The organism is Citrobacter sedlakii NBRC 105722, from assembly GCF_000759835.1.
GTDB lineage: Bacteria > Pseudomonadota > Gammaproteobacteria > Enterobacterales > Enterobacteriaceae > Citrobacter_A > Citrobacter_A sedlakii.
In genome coordinates this window covers 210056-230931 of record NZ_BBNB01000008.1, presented here as the reverse complement: position 1 = coordinate 230931, position 20876 = coordinate 210056, and the positions used below count along the sequence as shown (strand labels likewise).

The following is a 20876-nucleotide window of genomic DNA, read 5'->3' as shown; positions in this document are numbered from 1 at the left end:
GTTATTTAATCGCTTTTATTGTTAATAACGATAACTAAAACAGGTTAGTCCATTTGGTTATTTGATATTTCCAACCCTTCTTTAATTGTTATTATCCCCGCCGTTAACCTTACCCTCAGTTTGGGTTTTATCGCTTAAATCCGCTTTGCTTACTGGAACATAACGACGCATGACGACACAGGCCCCACCTTCCGCTTTGCTTCCGCTGAACCCGGAGCAGCTGGCGCGCCTTCAGGCGGCCACAACCGATCTCTCGCCCACGCAGCTTGCCTGGGTCTCTGGCTATTTCTGGGGCATGCTGAATCAGCAGCCGGGCGCAGCCGTGTCACCGCCTGCGCCGGTCGCTGAAATGCCGGGCATCACGCTGATTTCCGCTTCCCAGACCGGCAACGCGCGCCGTGTCGCGGAAGCGCTGCGTGATGATTTGCTGGCGGCTAAACTCAGCGTCACGCTGGTCAACGCAGGCGACTACAAATTCAAACAGATCGGCAATGAAAAGCTGCTGGTTGTTGTGGCTTCCACGCAGGGAGAAGGGGAACCGCCGGAAGAAGCCGTCGCGCTGCACAAGTTCTTGTTTTCGAAAAAAGCGCCGAAGCTGGAAAATACCGCCTTTGCCGTGTTCGGTCTTGGCGATACGTCGTATGAATTCTTCTGCCAGGCCGGGAAAGATTTCGACAGCAGGCTGGCGGAACTGGGCGGTGAGCGTTTACTGGATCGCGTGGATGCCGACGTCGAATACCAGCCCGCCGCCGCAGAATGGCGTGCGCGCGTGGTTGACGTGTTGAAATCCCGTGCGCCGGTCGCTGCCCCTTCGCAGGTCATTGCCAGTGGTGCGGTTAACGAAATTCACTCCAGCCCCTACACCAAAGAAGCGCCGCTCAGCGCATCGCTTTCGGTCAATCAAAAGATTACCGGGCGTAATTCAGAAAAAGACGTGCGCCATATCGAGATCGATCTTGGCGATTCCGGCCTGCGTTACCAGCCTGGCGATGCGCTGGGCGTCTGGTATCAGAACGATCCGGCGCTGGTTAAAGAGATTGTCGAGCTGGTATGGCTGAAAGGCGATGAACCCGTAACGGTTGACGGGAAAAACCTCCCGCTGTCGGAGGCGTTGCAGTGGCATTTTGAGTTAACGGTCAACACCGCCAATATCGTTGAAAACTACGCCACGCTAACGCGCAGTGAATCCCTGTTGCCGCTGGTGGGCGATAAAGCGCAGTTGCAGCACTATGCGGCGACGACGCCGATTGTCGACATGCTGCGCTTCTCACCGGCACAACTGGATGCAGACGCGCTGATCGGCCTGCTGCGTCCGCTTACGCCGCGCCTGTATTCCATTGCCTCATCGCAGGCGGAAGTGGAAAGCGAAGTGCATATTACCGTCGGCGCGGTACGTTATGAGGTGGAAGGCCGTGCCCGTGCCGGTGGTGCGTCCAGTTTCCTCGCCGATCGTGTCGAAGAAGAAGGCGAAGTGCGCGTGTTCATCGAACACAATGATAATTTCCGTCTGCCGGAAAACCCACAAACGCCAGTCATTATGATCGGTCCTGGTACCGGCATCGCCCCCTTCCGCGCCTTTATGCAGCAGCGCGCGGCGGATGAAGCGCCGGGGAAAAACTGGCTGTTTTTTGGCAATCCGCACTTTACCGAAGATTTTCTCTACCAGGTGGAATGGCAGCGCTACGTTAAAGAGGGCGTGCTCTCGCGCATCGATCTGGCCTGGTCACGCGATCAAAAAGAAAAAGTCTACGTACAAGACAAACTGCGCGAACAGGGCGCAGAACTATGGCGCTGGATTAACGACGGCGCGCACATTTATGTCTGCGGCGACGCCAATCGCATGGCGAAGGACGTTGAGCAGGCACTGCTGGACGTGATTGCTGAATTCGGCGGGATGGACGCCGAAGCAGCGGATGAATTTTTAAGTGAGCTGCGCGTAGAGCGCCGTTATCAGCGAGATGTCTACTAATGAGCGAAAAACATCCAGGACCACTGGTGGTCGAAGGTAAACTGTCAGACGCCGAGCGCATGAAGCTGGAAAGCAACTACCTGCGCGGCACCATTGCTGAAGATCTGAATGACGGTCTCACCGGCGGGTTTAAAGGCGACAACTTCCTGCTGATCCGCTTTCACGGTATGTATCAGCAGGACGATCGCGATATCCGCGCCGAGCGCGCCGAGCAGAAGCTGGAGCCGCGTCACGCGATGCTGCTGCGCTGCCGTTTGCCGGGCGGCGTCATCACCACGAAACAGTGGCAGGCGATCGACAAGTTCGCGGCTGAAAACACGATTTACGGCAGCATCCGTCTGACCAACCGTCAGACCTTCCAGTTCCACGGCATTCTGAAGAAAAACGTGAAGCCGGTGCACCAGATGCTGCACTCCGTTGGACTGGATGCGCTGGCGACCGCCAACGACATGAACCGCAACGTGCTCTGCACCTCGAACCCTTATGAGTCTGAGTTGCACGCTGAAGCCTACGCGTGGGCGAAGAAAATCTCTGAGCATCTGCTGCCGCGCACCCGCGCTTATGCGGAGATCTGGCTGGATCAGGAAAAGGTCGCGACCACCGATGAAGAACCGATTCTCGGTCAGACCTATCTGCCGCGTAAGTTCAAAACCACGGTGGTGATCCCGCCGCAGAATGATATCGATCTGCATGCCAACGACATGAACTTTGTCGCCGTGGCGGAAAACGGCAAGCTGGTGGGCTTTAACCTGCTGGTGGGCGGCGGATTGTCCATCGAACACGGTAACAAGAAAACCTATGCCCGCACCGCGAGCGAGTTCGGCTTCCTGCCGCTGGAGCACACGCTGGCTGTGGCGGAAGCGGTGGTCACCACCCAGCGCGACTGGGGTAACCGCACCGACCGTAAAAACGCGAAAACCAAATACACCCTGGAGCGCGTGGGCGTTGAGACATTTAAAGCGGAAGTTGAACGTCGCGCGGGGATCACATTTGCGCCGATTCGCCCGTATGAATTCACCGGTCGTGGCGATCGTATCGGCTGGGTAAAAGGCATCGACAATAACTGGCACCTGACGCTGTTTATTGAAAATGGCCGTATTCTGGATTATCCGGGCCGTCCGCTGAAAACGGGTCTGCTTGAGATTTCGAAGATCCATAAAGGTGAATTCCGCATTACCGCTAACCAGAACCTGATTATTGCCGGCGTGCCGGAGAGCGAAAAAGCGAAAATAGAGAAGATCGCGCAGGAGAGCGGCTTAATGAATGCCGTAACGCCGCAGCGGGAAAACTCAATGGCTTGCGTCTCGTTCCCGACCTGTCCGCTGGCAATGGCAGAGGCTGAACGCTTCCTGCCGACCTTTATTGATAAGGTCGATACGCTGATGGCGAAGCATGGGGTGAGCGATGAGCATATTGTTATGCGCGTGACCGGTTGCCCGAACGGCTGTGGCCGCGCCATGCTGGCGGAAGTGGGGCTGGTCGGGAAAGCGCCGGGGCGTTACAACCTGCATCTGGGCGGCAACCGCATCGGAACGCGTATTCCCCGCATGTTTAAAGAGAATATCACCGAGCCGGAGATTCTGGCCTCGCTGGATGAACTGATCGGGCGCTGGGTGAAAGAGCGCGAAGCGGGTGAAGGCTTCGGCGACTTTACGGTGCGTGCGGGCATTATTCGCCCGGTGCGCGATCCTGCGCGGGATTTTTGGGAATAACCACGCCTTTGCCCGGAGGCGCTTCGCTTACCGGGCCTTTAGGTTTTCAGGCCGGGCAAACGTCATTGCCGCCCGGCAATGCAGGCAAACGAGGTTCTTATGTCCATACTCGATCTAAACGCCCTGAACGATCTGCCAAAAGTTGAACGTGTTATGGCGTTGGCAGAAATCAACAGCCAGCTGGAAAAACGGGATGCAGAAGGCCGCGTGGTCTGGGCGCTGGAAAATCTGCCCGGTGAATACGTGCTGTCGTCCAGCTTTGGCATTCAGGCGGCGGTCAGTTTGCATCTGGTCAATCAGATCCGCCCGGACATTCCGGTGATCCTCACTGATACCGGTTATTTGTTTCCGGAAACCTACCGCTTTATTGATGAGTTAACGGACAAGCTCAAGCTGAACCTGAAGGTGTACCGCGCGACTGAAAGCGCCGCCTGGCAAGAAGCGCGCTACGGCAAACTCTGGGAACAGGGCGTTGAGGGCATTGAGAAGTACAATGAGATCAACAAAGTCGAGCCAATGAACCGTGCGCTGAAAGAGCTGAACGCGCAGACCTGGTTTGCCGGTTTGCGTCGCGAGCAGTCCGGGAGTCGGGCCCATCTGCCGGTGCTGGCCATTCAGCGTGGGGTGTTTAAGGTGTTGCCTATCATCGACTGGGACAACCGCACGGTGTACCAGTACCTGCAAAAACACGGCCTGAAATACCACCCGCTGTGGGATGAAGGCTATCTCTCGGTGGGCGACACGCACACTACCCGCAAGTGGGAGCCGGGGATGGCAGAAGAAGAAACCCGCTTCTTTGGCCTGAAACGCGAATGCGGTTTGCACGAGGGGTAATTTCTTCAGAAAACAAAAAAAGCCTCTGCCATCTTAATGTCAGAAGCTTTTTTCTTATGTTAATAAAAAGAGTAACAAGTTATTCCTGAAAAAATTATAGATATAATTAATGCTATTTTCTTAACGATAAATATTAAAAATATTTTTCCGTACGTGTTGTGTAATAAATACTGATAATGTGTGTGAAAATATTTAGAGCGAAAAAAGCATGCGCTACATCAAAAAAAACACGACCAATAGCGAGGAAGATTAAACACCTTGCACGAAGTTCGGAGTGTGTGTGGCGATATTTGACTACTGGGGTAAAACCCGTAACGGCGATAAATCCGACGGTGATGATTACCATTTATTGTGTTGGCATTCTCTGGATGTGGCCGCTGTTGGTTATTGGATGGTAAAAAATAATATTTATTCTATCGATAACTATCTTCGTAAATTAGGATTAATTAGCACTGAACAGGCCGCACAATTTTTTGCCTGGCTGCTTTGTTGGCATGATATCGGTAAGTTTGCCCGTTCGTTTCAACAGCTTTATTGCCACCCGGATCTGACCTCCTCAAACGATCTGCCGAGAGAGTATGAAAAGATCCCTCATGCAACGCTTGGTTTCTGGCTGTGGACGCATTTTCTAAGCGGATGCGCAGAGCTTCTCCCACCGTCTACGCTGACATTGCGCAAACTGAAGCGCGCGGTGGCGCTGTGGATGCCATTAACGACCGGGCACCACGGGCGGCCTCCTGCTGCGGTTCAGGAACTGAATCACTTCCGTCCGTCAGATAAAGAGGCCGCTCACGACTTTCTTCTGGCGGTAAAACCATTATTCCCGCTCATTAACGTTCCTGCATTCTGGGATGATGATGAAGGAATTGATCTATTTAAGCATCTCTCATGGTTTATTTCAGCAGCAATTGTTCTTGCTGACTGGACGGGATCTTCCACTCGCTATTTCCCACGCATTGCAAGGCGAATGTCGATAGAGGAGTACTGGCATCAGACATTAATTAACGCGGAAAAAGCGATCTCTGTTTTTCCATCTTCTCCCGCTGTTGCCTCCTTCTCAGGAATGAATACCCTATTTCCTTTTATTCAGCATCCCACGCCGTTACAACAAAAGGCGCTTGAACTGGATATCGATAAATCCGATGCCCAGTTGTTTATCCTTGAAGATGTTACGGGAGCAGGGAAAACCGAAGCTGCGTTAATTCTGGCGCATCGGCTCATGGCGGAGGGGAAAGCGAACGGAATTTATTTCGGATTGCCAACAATGGCGACCGCCAATGCCATGTACGGACGAATGGAAAAAACGTGGCTGTCGCTTTATCAGCCTGGCTCGCGCCCCAGTCTGGTGCTGGCGCACAGCGCTCGCGCGTTGATGGAACATTTTAATCAGTCTGTCTGGTCCTGTGATATGTCGGGTTCTGAGGAAAGGGATGACTTGCAACCCTTTGCGCAGGGCTGCGCCGCCTGGTTCGCTGACAGCAGTAAAAAGGCCTTGCTGGCTGACGTAGGCGTAGGCACGTTGGATCAGGCATTGATGGCGGTTATGCCATTTAAACACAACAATCTCCGCCTGTTGGGACTGAGAAATAAGGTCTTAATCGCCGACGAAATCCATGCTTATGATGCCTGGATGTCGAAACTCCTCGAAAGCCTGATTGAAAAGCAAGCTCGGGATGGCAACCCCACCATTTTACTCTCTGCAACGTTATCCCAGCGCCAGCGTGACAGGCTGGTCTCGGCTTTTTCGCGAGGGGGGAAATGTCAAACACAAGCGCCGTTATTGGGATTCAACGATTATCCCTGGCTGACTCAAGTGGCGGGAAACGAGATTATCTCTCAGCACGTTAATACCCGTAAAGAGGTTGAGCGTAGCGTCAATATCGCCTGGTTGCATGATGAACTCGCCTGCATTGATCACATTAAAGATGTCGTCAGTGAAGGGCGGTGCATTGCATGGATTCGAAATTCCGTTGATGACGCCATCCGTTCATACCGGCAACTGCTCGGCAACAGCGTGGTGAGTGCAGAAAGGCTGATGCTTTTTCATAGTCGCTTTGCATTCCACGATCGTCAGAAAATCGAAGATCGCACGCTGAGCGTGTTTGGCAAAAAAAGCCATTCGTTACGTGCTGGAAGCGTCATTATCGCGACGCAAGTTATAGAGCAGTCGCTCGATATTGATGTCGACGAGATGATCTCCGATCTGGCTCCTGTCGATCTTTTAATCCAGCGGGCAGGCCGACTACAGCGCCATATTCGCGACTGTAACGGTTTGCTCAAAATGCCCGGTCAGGACGAACGCCCCTCACCGGTACTGCATATCCTCGCCCCCGAATGGGACGACGAACCAGCAGAAGAGTGGTTCTCTGCCGCCATGCGAAACAGCGCTTATGTCTACCCCGAGCATGGCCGCCTGTGGCTGACGCAACGCGTATTGCGAATGCAAGGCAAGATTCAGATGCCGCAGTCCGCCCGTTTGTTGATCGAATCGGTTTATGGCGAAGAGGTTGTCATACCTGCGGGGTTTGCGAAAGCAGAGCAGGCGCAGGAAGGTAAATTTTACTGCGATCGTGCGTCTGCGATGCAGCATACCCTCAATTTTGCGCCTGGCTACAGTCCGGATAGCAGCGAATTTCTGCCTGAAAAACTCTCCACTCGTTTGTCTGAGGAATCTATTGCTCTATGGCTGGCGAGGATCGTCGAGGATACGGTTATTCCTTATGCTCCTGGAGAAAAGGGCTGGGAGATGAGCCTGTTGCGCGTACGCGAAGGCTGGTGGAAGAAACATGCGCAGGATTTCTGTTTGCTGGAAGGTGAACAGCTTCAGCAGTGGTGCGTTAAGCAGCATCAGAACAAGGCGTTCGTCAATGTGATTGTGGTGTCTGACGACGCATCATGCGGCTATTCCGTAAGGGAAGGTTTAATTGGCAAGACGGAGGTTTGAGTATACCCCAATGAATAATTTTTCACTGATTACTACCCCATGGTTGCCAGTGCGGTTTAAAGACGGTACCCAGGGCAAGCTGGCGCCAGCCTGTCTGGCGAATGAGAATGTTATCGATATCGCGGCGTCAAGGGCGGATTTACAAGGTGCGGCGTGGCAGTTTTTGTTGGGACTGCTGCAAACCAGTTTTGCACCAAATAGCCGCCAACGCTGGGATGACATCTGGGACGAAGGCTTACCAGAAGAAAAATTCCGTTCCGCACTGGCACATATCGAACCGGCTTTTCAGTTTGGACCACAAACGCCCTCATTTATGCAGGATTTTGAGCCGCTAACGGGCGAGAACGTATTGATAGCGTCTTTGCTTCCCGAAACGCCTGGCGTGCAAGCCATTAAATTACATAAAGACCACTTTATCAAACGCGGCGTAACAGAACGTTTTTGCCCACACTGCGCGGCGCTGGCCTTATTTTCGCTGCAACTGAATGCGCCAGCGGGCGGCAAAGGTTATCGCACCGGGCTGCGTGGTGGCGGACCAATGACCACGCTTATCGAACTGCACGAATACGAGCATAACCGTCAGACGCCACTCTGGCGCAAACTGTGGTTGAATGTTATGCCGCAGGATGCGGCCAATCTTCCGCTGCCGGAGATCTATGATGCTTCCGTCTTCCCCTGGCTTGCCGCCACGCGAACCAGTGAGGGCAAAAATGACGTCACGACGCCAGAACAGGTGCATAAATTGCAGGCGTACTGGGGAATGCCGCGGCGTATCCGGCTGGATTTCACCATTACGGAGATCGGTACATGCGATATCTGTCAATCTGAGAGCGACGCGTTGCTGAGCTTAATGACGACCAAAAACTACGGCGTCAACTACGAAGGCTGGCGGCATCCGTTGACACCGTATCGGAAGCCTTTAAAAGGGGGCGACGGTTTCTTTTCCGTTAAACCGCAGCCTGGTGGTCTGGTTTGGCGTGACTGGTTGGGACTAAATCAGAGCAACCAATCGGAAAGCAATGACGAATCACCCGCGCAGGTGGTGAGAGTGTTTAATGGGCATTTGGACACTGGCGCCAGGGTTGGCTTATGGGGCTTTGGCTATGACTTCGAAAATATGAAAGCCCGTTGCTGGTATGAACATCACCTGCCACTTCTGTTGACGGAAAACCTTATCCCCGATCTGCAAAAGACCGTGCAAATGGCCAATAAAACGCTCATTCAGCTTCGTAGCGCACTGAAAGAAGCCTGGTTTTCAGATGCCAAAGGCGCACGTGGCGATTTTAGTTTCATTGATATCGATTTTTGGCACTGCACGCAGGGCGATTTTCTGACGCTGGTACGAGAACTTGTAGACGGGCAAAACCCGGAAGAAAAACTCCGTAAATGCGAGAAAAAGATCAAGCGTTTCGCCCGCCATTATTTTGATGAACATGTTTTTATCAGTCCCTACGAGAACAAGGATCTAAAACAAAGTATGTGGGCACGTAAGAAATTAATCACCAGCCTGGCGGGGAAGCATGGGGCAAAAGCTGCCAGTTCAAAAAAGCAGGAGGCTGCTGAATGAATTTTTTGAGGGATGAGCATAAGACCGTGCTGCGTCAGTGGCATGGCACATTGCAGGAAAAAAGAGGGCTACGTGCCAGCCTACGGCGCAGTAAAACCCTCTCGGACGCTTACCTGTCTGAAGGATTTCGTGACCTGCTGATGCAGACGCATACGCTCTGGAAGATGGGGGGAAAGGAATGGCGTTTTATCGCTTTAGCCCTGACGGCGGCGCTGGCGGCACAGGTTAAATCTCTTGATGAGCGCCAGAGTTTTGCGGAGCAACTTGGACATAAAGACGGGAATCGCGCTGTTATGTCTGAGCTGCGCTTTGCACGGCTCTCGGCGGTAAAAACGCCAGATGAGTTACTGCGTCAACTTCGCCGCGCGGTTCAGCTACTGAAGGGAACCGTGAACCTCATTTCGCTGGCAGAAGATGTTTTCCGCTGGTGTCAGGAGAACGACGATTTGCTGAACCACCATCGCCGCCAACAGCGGCCAACCGAATTCATCCGAATCCGCTGGGCGCTGGAGTACTACCAGGCTGGCGACAATGATAAAAACGATCAACAGGGATAAAAAATGACTACCTTTATACAACTTCACATCCTTACCGCTTATCCGGCCGCTAACCTGAACCGTGATGACACCGGCTCGCCAAAGACGGTTGTGCTGGGCGGGGCGACGCGTCTGCGCATTTCCTCACAAAGTCTGAAACGCACCTGGCGTACCTCTGCTTTGTTTGAACAGGCGCTGGTGGGACATATCGGCATTCGTAGTAGTCGTATTGGACGCGAAGCCGCGAAGATCATGATTGAAAAGGGTGCAGGAGAGAAACATGCGATCGAGTGGGCCGCCAAAATCGCAGATTACCTTGGGAAAGTGAAAACCGATAAAAAAGCGAAAGATCAATTAAGCAACGCTGAAACCGAACAACTTATTCATATCAGCCCGGTGGAATTTGATGCGGTTAAGGCATTGGCTGCCCGACTGGCAGAAGAAAATCGCGCACCGACGGACGACGAGCTGGCATTGCTGCGTCGCGATCGAATGGCGGTGGACATCGCCATGTTTGGCCGTATGTTGGCCAATAAACCTGAATTCAATATCGAAGCAGCCTGTCAGGTTGCACACGCGTTTGGCGTAAGTGAAACGCTGGTGGAAGATGATTTTTTCACTGCGGTTGATGACTTCCGTCAGGCCTCTCAGGAGGATGCGGGGGCTGGACATCTTGGTGAGACAGGCTTCGGATCCGCGCTGTTCTATACCTATATCTGTATCGACAAAGATCTGCTGATAAAAAATCTGGACGGTAATGAAGAACTGGCGAATCAAACACTGTGTGCCTTTACGGAAGCTGCGCTGAAGGTCTCTCCGACCGGTAAGCAAAACAGTTTTGCCAGCCGCGCGTATGCCAACTGGGCGTTGGCGGAAAAAGGCTTTGATCAGCCTCGTTCACTGGCGGCGGCATTCTACAAACCTATTGTCGGTTCGGACCAACTGAACGTGTCGGTACAGCGCATCACTGCGCTACGTGAAAACATGAACGCTGTTTACGCGCAGCAAACTGAATCCGTAGGTTTCAACGTTATGAATAAAGAAGGGAGCATGAAAGACGTGCTGGACTTTATCTGCGCGTAAGGACCCTTAATGAACCAATATCTGCTTTTTCAGCTTCATGGACCGATGGCCTCCTGGGGTGTGGATGCTCCTGGTGAGGTTCGTCATACCCATGAACTGCCGTCGCGTTCTGCACTGTTGGGACTGCTGGCTGCGGCGCTTGGCATCCATCGTGACGACGAAACGCAACTGAACGCGCTTAATTCGCACTATCAATTTTTGTTGTGCGCCAGCGACTCGCCTCGCTGGGCGAGGGATTATCACACCGTCCAGATGCCGAAAGAGGTCCGTAAAGTGCGGTATTTCAGTCGCCGCGAAGAATTGCAGGACCCGGACTTGCTCAGTGCGCTGATCTCACGACGTGATTACTACAGCGATGCGTGGTGGATGGTCGCGGTGGTTACAACGCCAGGGGCGCCTTTTACGCTGGAATGTCTCCAGAACGCACTAAAGCACCCGACCTTTTCACTGTATCTGGGACGGAAAAGCCATCCGTTATCGTTACCGCTGATGCCAATGCTCCTGCGGGGAAATGTCCCGGATGTGTTAAGCACTGCCCGGTTACAATACCAGGAAAAACTCCAGGGGCTCAACATTCGGTTACCCAAACTGCAACCGACCTGCTGGTGGGAAGGCGAGCATGACGGGTTGGTGGCAAATAAAATCCTGCGTCGTCGGGACGTGCCGTTAAGCCGTCAGCAATGGTTATTTGCCGAGCGTACCGTATACCAGGGTTCACTGATCTTCAAGGAGGAAATGTGTACCTCTCAAGAATAACGCTCTCTACCGGTCAACTGTCGCCTTCTCAATTACTTCATATGGTGGAACGCGGCGAATATGTCATGCATCAGTGGTTATGGGCGCTTTTTCCCGACGAGCAGGAACGGCAGTTTTTATACCGTCGGGAGGAAGTGCAAGGGGCATTTCGCTTTTTTGTTTTGTCGGTGAATCCGCCTGCGTCAAGAGAATTATTTCATACCGAATGCCGCCCGTTTTTCCCTGACTTACATACAGCGCAGCGCTTGCGCTTCACTCTGCGAGCGAATCCAACGATTTGCAAAGCAGGAAAACGTCACGATCTGCTGATGGATGCTAAGCGGCAAATGAAAGCTGACCCGGACACACAGGATATCTGGCTTCATCAGCAGCAGGTTGCGCTAGCGTGGTTAGCTCGTCAGGGGGAGCGTAATGGATTTTCATTACAGGGGGCGAGCGTTGACGCGTATCGACAGCAGCAGGTCATACGCGGCAAATCCCGGCAGGCGATTCAGTTTAGCAGCGTGGATTATTCAGGCACGCTGGAGATCAATGACCCGGGCTTATTCCTGCAACGTTTGATACAGGGATACGGTAAAAGCCGCGCATTTGGCTGTGGGTTGATGCTGATAAAGCCCGGAGACAGTGAGTGACGTTCGTACCGTTAAGTCCGATCCCATTAAAGGATCGGACCTCTATGATCTTTCTGCAATATGGTCAGATTGATGTGCTGGATGGCGCTTTTGTCTTGATCGATAAGACAGGCATACGCACACATATTCCAGTAGGCTCCGTCGCCTGCATTATGCTGGAGCCTGGAACGCGCGTTTCTCACGCAGCCGTAAGGCTGGCGTCAACGGTCGGTACGCTATTGGTCTGGATGGGAGAAGCGGGGGTTCGTCTTTATGCTTCGGGTCAGCCCGGCGGCGCGCGTGCCGATAAACTGCTTTACCAGGCGAAGCTGGCGCTTGACGATGATTTACGATTGAAAGTTGTGCGTAAAATGTACGAACTCCGTTTTCGCGAGCCGCCGCCTGCACGCCGCTCTGTTGAGCAATTACGAGGAATTGAAGGATCTCGCGTTCGGCAGACATACGCATTGCTGGCGAAACACTATGGCGTGAAATGGAATGGACGTCGTTATGATCCCAAAGATTGGGAGAAAGGCGATGTGGTGAATCAGTGCATCAGCGCAGCGACATCTTGTCTTTATGGCATTACTGAAGCAGCCGTTTTAGCCGCAGGATATGCGCCTGCGATTGGCTTTATTCATAGCGGTAAGCCTCTCTCATTTGTTTACGATATTGCTGACATCATTAAGTTTGAAACGGTTGTACCGAAAGCGTTTGAAATTGCAGCGCGTCATCCAGCTGAGCCTGACAGGGTGGTAAGGCTAGCCTGTCGGGATATTTTTCGCAGCGACAAGCTAACCGGGAAACTGATCCCTCTGATTGAAGAGGTACTCATGGCTGGAGAAATTGCACCACCGCAGCCAGCGCCGGATATGTTGCCCCCGGCGATAGCAGAACCGAAAACGTTAGGTGACAGCGGTCATCGTGGAGCGTAGCGGATGAGCATGGTTGTGGTTGTGACGGAAAATGTCCCGCCGCGCTTACGGGGGCGGCTTGCCGTCTGGATGCTGGAAATCCGAGCGGGTGTATATGTTGGCGATGTTTCGAAACGTATTCGGGAAATGATATGGCAACAAATCATACAGCTAGGCGGTGAGGGAAATGTTGTAATGGCATGGGCAACCAATACGGAGTCTGGATTTGAATTTCAGACATGGGGGGAGAATCGTCGTATCCCGGTAGATCTTGATGGGCTTCGGTTGGTTTCATTTATTCCCGTTTAGATTCAAATGGTTATTTTTTCTTTTAGAATACGGAAATGTTTATTTTACGTTGGTAGATTGTTGCTGTAGATAAAAAACATTTAAAATCAGATGGATACATTTAGTGTGTTCCCCGCGTCAGCGGGGATAAACCGCGCGCTGCCTGCATCATAGATACACGGTCAGAGTGTTCCCCGCGTCAGCGGGGATAAACCGGGATATTCTGATCTGACATATATTCCCCTTAAGTGTTCCCCGCGTCAGCGGGGATAAACCGATTATGCGCCCAATAATTAAACGCAGTGTGATGTGTTCCCCGCGTCAGCGGGGATAAACCGCTCGTCACTGAGTTTGCAAATGAATCCTTCGCGTGTTCCCCGCGTCAGCGGGGATAAACCACCCTTTGGCACTCCCGGCAAACCAACACACTCGTGTTCCCCGCGTCAGCGGGGATAAACCGTCCCTCAAATGTCCCAACATCCTCTTGAGTAAGTGTTCCCCGCGTCAGCGGGGATAAACCGCCTCTTGAAAACGCAACATACATCACCGAGTTGTGTTCCCCGCGTCAGCGGGGATAAACCGCCTCTTGAAAACGCAACATACATCACCGAGTTGTGTTCCCCGCGTCAGCGGGGATAAACCGATTGTGAATGACCAGTGCGCGAAGGTGCTGGTGTGTTCCCCGCGTCAGCGGGGATAAACCGAATTCAAGTTAGCAATTAGGTTGTATACTGGACGTGTTCCCCGCGTCAGCGGGGATAAACCGGAAATTCTTTTACAAAATGCCGCGCTAATTGAGTGTTCCCCGCGTCAGCGGGGATAAACCTGCTGACTGTAGAGGTCTACCGCCACGCGGCCCGTGTTCCCCGCGTCAGCGGGGATAAACCGAATAGATAAAATCTCAAAACCCCCTTTTGCTCGTGTTCCCCGCATCAGCGGGGATAAACCGCAAAATAAACCGAGTTTGTTGGGGCGTAGTTCGTGTTCCCCGCGTCAGCGGGGATAAACCGCTTTCGACGTGGCGCTGAAATGGAGTCAACGGGTGTTCCCCGCGTCAGCGGGGATAAACCGGGTCAGCGTGTTATGTATGTGTGGGTTGATGAGTGTTCCCCGCGTCAGCGGGGATAAACCGCACCACCTGACGACGCAGCGGCAGAGCTTCTCGTGTTCCCCGCGTCAGCGGGGATAAACCGGCGGCATCCAATTTACCAGTCGGTTGATATAAGTGTTCCCCGCGTCAGCGGGGATAAACCGCCGTCGTAAAAGTTGAGTGATATGTCAGGAATGTGTTCCCCGCGTCAGCGGGGATAAACCGGAGGTTTTGACCCCCGAGCAGTGGGATCAGGTGTGTTCCCCGCGTCAGCGGGGATAAACCGGTAATGGAAGAGGTTTCCCGGCCTGACGATCCGTGTTCCCCGCGTCAGCGGGGATAAACCGATTAGCATTCTTTCCGAAACGGTAGCCGTTTAGTGTTCCCCGCGTCAGCGGGGATAAACCGGCATTGCTGGCATCAGCATTAAATCCGGCGTCGTGTTCCCCGCGTCAGCGGGGATAAACCGTCAGATGTCACGGGCATTTACAACGCCGCCAGCGTGTTCCTCACGCCTGCGGGGATAAAACCAAAGCGCTCACTTTTTTCATCGTGGAAATTCTGCCCTATCTGTATTCTTCTGCTGTATAGCTTCATGATTTTCCGGGCGTCAGATTCATCCATACTGCTGAATATTAACCACGGCTCTTTAGCCGCCTCTATGCATGCATTTTCCTGAAAATAACGTGAGATCCGGCAGCGAGCATGCTGGTTCTTGTTGTCTTTTTGACTCTTTTATGGAAATAAGTAACCCTAGCCACGCCATATTCAGCTCTGACCAGCGTTCCTCCCCCCCTGGAATTTTGCTTTACTGTTGGCTTGCAGCATCTTTAGTTTTAGCCATCTTTCCGGAAGACAGTCCAGACGGAACCGGACATTCCCCTGTATGCGCCCAATAAAATCTCAGTCCAGTGAGCGTACATGAAGGAACCAGGTGTTCTGAAAGCCGGCATCAGTGATAATGGTAATTTTTTACCTACAGATTACAGGGGATTCGTAAGTAATGTGTGGGGATTCAATGACGATAACCATGTTGTTACAGGGCTAAAATTCTGGGACTTTCGTCACGGTATCCCGCCATCATGCGCGCGCTTATTTTCCCGAAAATGTCTGACCTCTTCCAGCCTGTCACGATACTTTAGCAAAAAGTGCTGAAAGTGAAATTTCGTTATCTCATAAAAAGAGAGCAATATTCCTGGAGTGGTTAAGAAAAATCAGCCAAAAAAAGCATCGGCAATTTTATCTAACTGTTTTTGCAATATGTAAAATTTATATTTATTGGCGATAACTCATTTTGGTTAGGATTTTTCCATTAAAAATCACGTTTCGTAATTATATCACCATCTTGCTTAGTTTTATTCTTTTCCATACCATAGCAATTAAGGGACGGTATATATAGGAAGGAACTCCAACCTGCTGATTTTTTTAATGTATCAGTCGCATCATTTTATTTCCCTCCCGCTATCACCCGCTAAAAATCCCCAAGTATTTTACGCAAGAGGGGCGTTTTTTTTATTTTTATCTGTATCACACGCATGGTATTAAATGATGAAGCTTAAAACACAACTGACGACACTTGCATTTCTGACGGCGATATCATTATCGCAATCTTCCTTTGCCGCGACATTTTGCGGTAGCCGCACCAGCGTATCGTATGGCGGCTCTGCAACGGTGACTGGCGATCTTGACGCAAATCGCTGCATCGAAATTGGCGCATATAACTATGGAGGGGTTAATGGCTACGCTGGCACGGCAATGAACGTCAATATGTTGAGCGGTAGCCTGATGAGTGTGCTCGGTTTTATGGAAGATTCTATCGTCAACTCGGGCGCCGAAGTTTACATCACGCAGGTCTCAAAAATAGCGAATGGTGGTTTTGATAGTACAGTACCCGCTACCGCATCCAATATAAAAATTAAAAGTGGCGGCTTAGTACGCGTATATGATGGTGGCACGCTGCAAAATTCTCATCTGGAAGGGGGGACCGCTTATGTTTCTAACAGTGGAAACACCGGGAGTACTGGTAAAGCCATAGATAATAACGTCAGTGATGGCGGGAAATTATTTGTCTACGAAGGTGGCAGCAGCAGCGGTACCGTTATTGATCAAGGCGGCTACGAATATGCTCAGCAGTCTGGAGTCTCCAGTAATGCGCAGATTAACGGCGGCATCCAGTATGTGACCTTATCGGGTATCGCAAATAGCGCGACCATCAATGAAGATGGACGTCAATATGTCTATAACAGCGGCGTAGTGAATGATACAACCATCAAAAGCGGTGGCATTCAGTACTTGTTTATCAACGGTTCGGATACATCAGCCATTGCCGGCGTCGCCAATAATACGACGTTGTTTGGTACCGGGGCGCAGGTATTACAACAGGGCGGTACGGCTAACATCGTTACCCTGAATGATAATGCCGTACAGACTATTTACGCTGGCTCTGCAGCGAATAATGTGACGCTGAACGATGCGGCGATACAGACGGTGTATGGTAATGCGACCACGGAAAATGTCACCATTAACGGCAGCGCGAAATCCTGGTTGGCGAATAGCGCAACAATGACAGGAGCAACGCAGGTTAATGACCGGGGGCAATTGCAGCTTTCGACATCCGCTGATGGCGGGGCGAGGGCAGATAACGTAGCGCTGAATGGCAGCGATTCAACATTGTTGATTATTGCCAACAGCAGTGACAGTGACGCGGCAACCGTAGGTGCCTTGTCTGGACAAGGTAATGTCAGGTATTACACTGGCAGCGATGCCACCAGCGGTGCGGCTATTTACTCCAGACTGAATGTTGACTCACTGTCTGGCAATTTACATTTTTACTTCAATACCTCTTTAGAAGGCGGCAAAGGGGACTACCTGAACATCACCACGGGTACCGGCAACCATAACGTTACCGTAGCCGATTCAGGTGCGGAGATCACAGAGCCGGATAGACGCAGCCTTGATATTATTTCCGATGCAAGCGGTGGAGCGAGTTTTAGCCTTGCCACGCTCGCCGGTACCAATATTAATGCCATTGACGGCGGTACTTACATGTATTCGCTTTATGAAAGAGATGAAGACACCGGTAAAATTTGGTATCTGGCAGCAGAAAAAGAGCCTGTAGTCGAAATTCCGGAGCCAGAACCGGGAGAAGAAACTCCGACTCCTGAACCGGGCGAAGAAACCCCGACACCTGTCGAACCTACACCTGATCCGGGTCAGGAAATTCCGTCCATCACGGACAAGCCGAAAACCACGCCCGCGACGGATGCTGTGCTTTCTATGTCAGCGGCGCCCGTTATCATGTTTAAAAACGAGATGCAGAATTTACGCTTCCGGCAAGGCCTGGCGGAGAAAACGGAAGGTGACAATGGCGCATGGATGCGTTTCACGGGTGGAAACTCAAATATCGACAGCGGGCATACTGACTTTAAACTTGAACAATCAGGAATAGAGTTAGGCGTTGACCAAATAATGGCAACCGAAGGCGCCAAAACACGTGTTGGTCTGTTTACAAGCTATAACAGCGGTAAGGTGAAGCATGCGCGAGGGGGCGTAAGCCGTATTGATAGCCTTAGCATTGGCGCACAGGCCACCTGGTTTCACAACGAGGGATGGTATGTTGATGGCATACTGAAGTACAACCATTTTGATAACGCTTTAAATGCAGTATCGACAAATGGAAGCGGTATTTCGGCCGATTACAGTCAACATGCTCTGGGCGCAGCGATCGAAGTGGGTAAGAGCATCCATTTCCAGAACCATTTTTGGTTTGAGCCGTATGCAAAGGTTGCCGCAATTCAGGTTAAAGGTCAGGATATCAAACTGAATAATGGCATGAAAGGCAGCATTGACGATCAGGATTCGCTGACCACAGAAGCTGGTTTTAATCTTGGACGCACTTTCTTGCTAAACAAAGGGACATCTATTACACCGTATTTCAAAGCGGCGTGGGTGCATGAATATGTCGACAACAACAGTACGACAATTAACCAGCGCAATACGTTTACCACCAATCTTTCCGGTGACCTGGGAAAAGCGGGTATCGGGGTAAGTGCGTCCTTCAACAAGGAGCTTTCACTGTTTGCCGAACTTGATTATGCAAAAGGGAATAAGCAAGAAGACCCTGTTCAGGCGAATCTTGGATTCCGTTACAGCTTCTAATCATCCATGTTCTCTCTTCTGAACAACAAACCGGTACGTTGTGCCGGTTTGTTTACCAGCTGACCCGATGTTTCAGACGTAACTGCTCTAAGCGTTTTAAATTACCCAGTTTCTTACACAGCGAGTATTGGTAATTATAAACACTCTTAACAGAACAGTTGAGTTTTTGTGCGATGAAAGACGTTGAGTGCCCACTTCCAAACATCCTTAAAACTTGCATTTCATTTTCTGTTATTTCAACAATACCTTTAGGTTTGACCTTTTTTCCGCGTAAGATATCTTCTGCGTCCTTCATAAAGGAGGCGCGTTCGTTGCCTGCCACCAGTATAGCAATAATCTCTTTTCTTCTGTTGAACCAGTACCTGGCCATTGACTTCATTGACCGGTCGGTGACCAGTACAATGCTCATCTCAAAATTTTTAAGTTTTTCCAGCCAGGCAATGTCGATGAACAATGGCAGATTCTCAATGCAAAAATCAACAAAGATAACGCCCCTTGGTAATTTGCACGCGTATTTTCTGAAGACTAAATGATGCAGTGATGCCGAGAAAAAATAGTTGTCCTCAGGCCATATGATTATTTTTTTATTTTCACAAAGTACAGCCCAAATGGTTTTTTGATCGCTGGTTGGACAATGTAACCCACAACCTACACAGTGAGTGATATCGGGTATTTCTTTTATTTTCAAAATGTACCTTCACAATTAATTTATTATCGAAGAGAACCATAATGAAGCGAGCATGAACAAACAGTAAACATATTTCTTTATCGAAATATATTTACGTTGACATACAGAAAATAGCGGAAATTTAAGAAAAGCCCGTTTCCCGTTAAGCACCCGATCGCCTAAAAGTTAAAAAAGTGGAAACGAAAAAGCAATGATACTTTGTGATGCCAGGTGTTTTTCCCCACACAGAGCGAGAGCTGCTTTCATTTTCGAAGCATTTTGTGAAACACATTTAACATTTTGTGCTATTTACCTTTACATAAACCCGCGCCATCGCAAGCAATAATCCTAAAATTGTCTGGAAAGAATCCTGGTAAACAGGATAAAAAGCAATATCAGTATCGCATAACCTCGAGATACTTTTCTGCGAAGCATCAGAATAATCCATCTTTTTCATAATAATAGAGAAATGAAATATATCTAGAATAGCAACAAATAAAACAATAATATTTAGATAAGGAATGTTATTTCTCCATAATGGACGCATTGTGAACTACCATAAAGATTACCCCATTAAATGCCAAAGCTGTGCCTGGCAATGTAATATGACCGATACTTTTAACGTGCGCATGCTCAATTGCATGGAGAGTCAATATATTATCTGGCCTATAGGGAATTTTCTACTGGAAAAAGGAATAACTCTCTTGCTGAAGGATAATTATTACAATATTCATTCGGGTGGGATGATTTTTGTTGATTTTTCCCATTATTATCTTTCTCTATTTGCTGACGATGCATGGCTGAATCATTTGAAAAAAGTGCCGATGAAGATAATTTTGCTTAGCGATCAAACGATGGAGCCTCTTGCCGGTTACTGGAAACATAAGGAAACGTGTATCGTTGATGTATTGACTGTACGAACCTACAAGCCGTTAGCATTGCGCAAGTCCGGACGTATGGTTTCAATGAATCAGAGCCAAAAGATAACGAGGGCGACGGGCCTTGAAGTAAAGATCCTGCATTTACTCCTTTCCGGTTACAGCACCCAGGAAGTGGCGGAAATAGTCAGAATAAGCAACAAAAGTGTTTTTAACCTAAAGTACTCCTTAGAGCGGAAGATGGGTAAGAAGTTGAAAGAATTGATTATTTTATAAATGTCAGTCTTTCTTATCAGCCTCTTCTCATCTGAGGGGCAGGGTTAAAAATTTCGTCAGGCGTCGAACTGTGATCTGTTTGTCGAAAACTAAAATGAATAATCTGAAAATAATGTCTGAAGCTGTTTTACCCTCTGGTTTGCATTACTCTTGATGACGTTATTGCCGGAGGCAGTAACGTCATTTTAACACTGAGGGAAAAACAGATGAAAAAAATCATTTTTGCTACGGCACTGACGCTGGTGTCCGGCGCTTCTTTTGCAGCAATCACCGAAACCTGTCAGCAATATTTTAACGATGTTGATACATTAATTGTTGAAGCGTCAAAATCCAGCGAACAAGCTAAACAACAAATGGAGGCCATGAAACCGCAGTTGGAACAGGCTAAAAAACAACTTGCGGAATTACCGGCGGAAAACCAGGATGCTGGCTGTAAGCAAGGTGCGGCGGCGCTGGTTCAAATGAAACAGTCCATGGGTCTCAAATAACGCCCTGGTTATACCGCGTACCGCAATTACTTCCGGGCCGGATAAATCGTTGACGTTATCCGGCTTTTTGCAGTTTGCTATTCCCGTAGGCAAAATGTACCCTTC

15 protein-coding genes and 1 CRISPR repeat array are annotated in these 20876 nt (G+C 50.3%); of the genes, 14 read left to right on the top strand and 1 reads right to left on the bottom strand.

Translation table 11 applies throughout. The annotated features are described in order from the left end of the window. The first annotated feature begins 169 nt into the window (after nt 1-169). The 12 genes from cysJ (at nt 170) to CSE01S_RS12235 (ending at nt 18462) form a co-directional block, all read left to right on the top strand. Nucleotides 170-1969 (top strand): NADPH-dependent assimilatory sulfite reductase flavoprotein subunit, encoded by a 1800-nt coding sequence (gene cysJ, locus CSE01S_RS12290; protein ID WP_042288768.1) that lies wholly within the window; start codon nt 170-172, stop codon nt 1967-1969. Further along, nucleotides 1969-3681 carry an assimilatory sulfite reductase (NADPH) hemoprotein subunit gene (gene cysI / locus CSE01S_RS12285; RefSeq protein ID WP_042288765.1) on the top strand — a complete coding sequence of 571 codons (1713 nt, stop codon included), beginning with the start codon at nt 1969-1971 and terminating at the stop codon, nt 3679-3681. Before cysJ ends, cysI begins: the two co-directional genes overlap by 1 nt. A 99-nt stretch (nt 3682-3780) precedes the next feature. Beyond that, nucleotides 3781-4515, top strand: a complete 735-nt coding sequence (cysH, locus tag CSE01S_RS12280) for a phosphoadenosine phosphosulfate reductase (RefSeq protein WP_042288763.1) — start codon at nt 3781-3783, stop codon at nt 4513-4515. 280 nt (nt 4516-4795) lie between these two features. Then, the gene (locus CSE01S_RS12275; protein WP_042288760.1) at nt 4796-7459 is read left to right on the top strand and encodes a CRISPR-associated helicase/endonuclease Cas3; all 2664 of its coding nucleotides are present in this window, start codon (nt 4796-4798) and stop codon (nt 7457-7459) included. Between the two features lie 10 nt (nt 7460-7469). Then, nucleotides 7470-9026: a type I-E CRISPR-associated protein Cse1/CasA gene (gene casA, locus CSE01S_RS12270; RefSeq protein ID WP_042288758.1), complete on the top strand. Its 1557-nt coding sequence runs from the start codon at nt 7470-7472 to the stop codon at nt 9024-9026. Further along, on the top strand, nt 9023-9583 hold the full coding sequence (gene casB, locus CSE01S_RS12265) for a type I-E CRISPR-associated protein Cse2/CasB (RefSeq protein WP_042288753.1): 561 nt from the start codon (nt 9023-9025) through the stop codon (nt 9581-9583). Before casA ends, casB begins: the two co-directional genes overlap by 4 nt. Before the next feature lie 3 nt (nt 9584-9586). After that, complete coding sequence (gene cas7e, locus CSE01S_RS12260; protein WP_042288751.1) at nt 9587-10645, top strand: type I-E CRISPR-associated protein Cas7/Cse4/CasC; 1059 nt, start codon at nt 9587-9589, stop codon at nt 10643-10645. 9 nt (nt 10646-10654) lie between these two features. Further along, nucleotides 10655-11401, top strand: a complete 747-nt coding sequence (gene cas5e, locus CSE01S_RS12255) for a type I-E CRISPR-associated protein Cas5/CasD (protein WP_042288749.1) — start codon at nt 10655-10657, stop codon at nt 11399-11401. Further along, nucleotides 11383-12033, top strand: coding sequence for a type I-E CRISPR-associated protein Cas6/Cse3/CasE (gene cas6e, locus CSE01S_RS12250; RefSeq protein WP_042288744.1), 651 nt, complete (start codon nt 11383-11385; stop codon nt 12031-12033). The genes cas5e and cas6e overlap by 19 nt, the downstream gene beginning before the upstream one ends. Then, complete coding sequence (gene cas1e / locus CSE01S_RS12245) at nt 12030-12947, top strand: type I-E CRISPR-associated endonuclease Cas1e (protein WP_042288741.1); 918 nt, start codon at nt 12030-12032, stop codon at nt 12945-12947. Before cas6e ends, cas1e begins: the two co-directional genes overlap by 4 nt. Nucleotides 12948-12950: 3 nt before the next feature. Next, nucleotides 12951-13235, top strand: a complete 285-nt coding sequence (gene cas2e / locus CSE01S_RS12240; RefSeq protein ID WP_042288738.1) for a type I-E CRISPR-associated endoribonuclease Cas2e — start codon at nt 12951-12953, stop codon at nt 13233-13235. Between the two features lie 105 nt (nt 13236-13340). Then, nucleotides 13341-14773: direct repeats of the CRISPR family, unit length 29 nt; unit sequence GTGTTCCCCGCGTCAGCGGGGATAAACCG. A 1076-nt stretch (nt 14774-15849) separates the two neighbouring features. Next, complete coding sequence (locus CSE01S_RS12235) at nt 15850-18462, top strand: autotransporter outer membrane beta-barrel domain-containing protein (RefSeq protein ID WP_084589012.1); 2613 nt, start codon at nt 15850-15852, stop codon at nt 18460-18462. A 52-nt stretch (nt 18463-18514) separates the two neighbouring features. Here the strand turns inward: CSE01S_RS12235 and CSE01S_RS23100 are convergent, their stop codons facing one another. Next, nucleotides 18515-19150 carry a helix-turn-helix transcriptional regulator gene (locus tag CSE01S_RS23100; protein ID WP_060569388.1) on the bottom strand — a complete coding sequence of 212 codons (636 nt, stop codon included), beginning with the start codon at nt 19148-19150 and terminating at the stop codon, nt 18515-18517. Between the two features lie 500 nt (nt 19151-19650). Here CSE01S_RS23100 and CSE01S_RS12225 point away from each other — a divergent pair, with 500 nt between their 5' ends. Together CSE01S_RS12225 and CSE01S_RS12220 are read left to right on the top strand one after the other, a co-directional pair. After that, on the top strand, nt 19651-20283 hold the full coding sequence (locus CSE01S_RS12225) for a helix-turn-helix transcriptional regulator (RefSeq protein WP_084589011.1): 633 nt from the start codon (nt 19651-19653) through the stop codon (nt 20281-20283). Between the two features lie 206 nt (nt 20284-20489). Continuing rightward, entirely contained in the window at nt 20490-20771 is a 282-nt protein-coding gene (locus tag CSE01S_RS12220) for a DUF5339 domain-containing protein (RefSeq protein WP_042288726.1), read from the top strand. Nucleotides 20772-20876 lie beyond the last annotated feature (105 nt).

Bases quoted from the DNA above. Each gene is read 5' to 3' on its own strand.
- cysJ (WP_042288768.1), top strand. From the start codon at position 170: ATGACGACACAGGCCCCACCTTCCGCTTTGCTTCCGCTGAACCCGGAG.
- cysI (WP_042288765.1), top strand. From the start codon at position 1,969: ATGAGCGAAAAACATCCAGGACCACTGGTGGTCGAAGGTAAACTGTCA.
- cysH (WP_042288763.1), top strand. From the start codon at position 3,781: ATGTCCATACTCGATCTAAACGCCCTGAACGATCTGCCAAAAGTTGAA.
- casA (WP_042288758.1), top strand. From the start codon at position 7,470: ATGAATAATTTTTCACTGATTACTACCCCATGGTTGCCAGTGCGGTTT.
- casB (WP_042288753.1), top strand. From the start codon at position 9,023: ATGAATTTTTTGAGGGATGAGCATAAGACCGTGCTGCGTCAGTGGCAT.
- cas7e (WP_042288751.1), top strand. From the start codon at position 9,587: ATGACTACCTTTATACAACTTCACATCCTTACCGCTTATCCGGCCGCT.
- cas5e (WP_042288749.1), top strand. From the start codon at position 10,655: ATGAACCAATATCTGCTTTTTCAGCTTCATGGACCGATGGCCTCCTGG.
- cas2e (WP_042288738.1), top strand. From the start codon at position 12,951: ATGAGCATGGTTGTGGTTGTGACGGAAAATGTCCCGCCGCGCTTACGG.
- CSE01S_RS12235 (WP_084589012.1), top strand. From the start codon at position 15,850: ATGATGAAGCTTAAAACACAACTGACGACACTTGCATTTCTGACGGCG.
- CSE01S_RS12225 (WP_084589011.1), top strand. From the start codon at position 19,651: ATGTTATTTCTCCATAATGGACGCATTGTGAACTACCATAAAGATTAC.
- CSE01S_RS12220 (WP_042288726.1), top strand. From the start codon at position 20,490: ATGAAAAAAATCATTTTTGCTACGGCACTGACGCTGGTGTCCGGCGCT.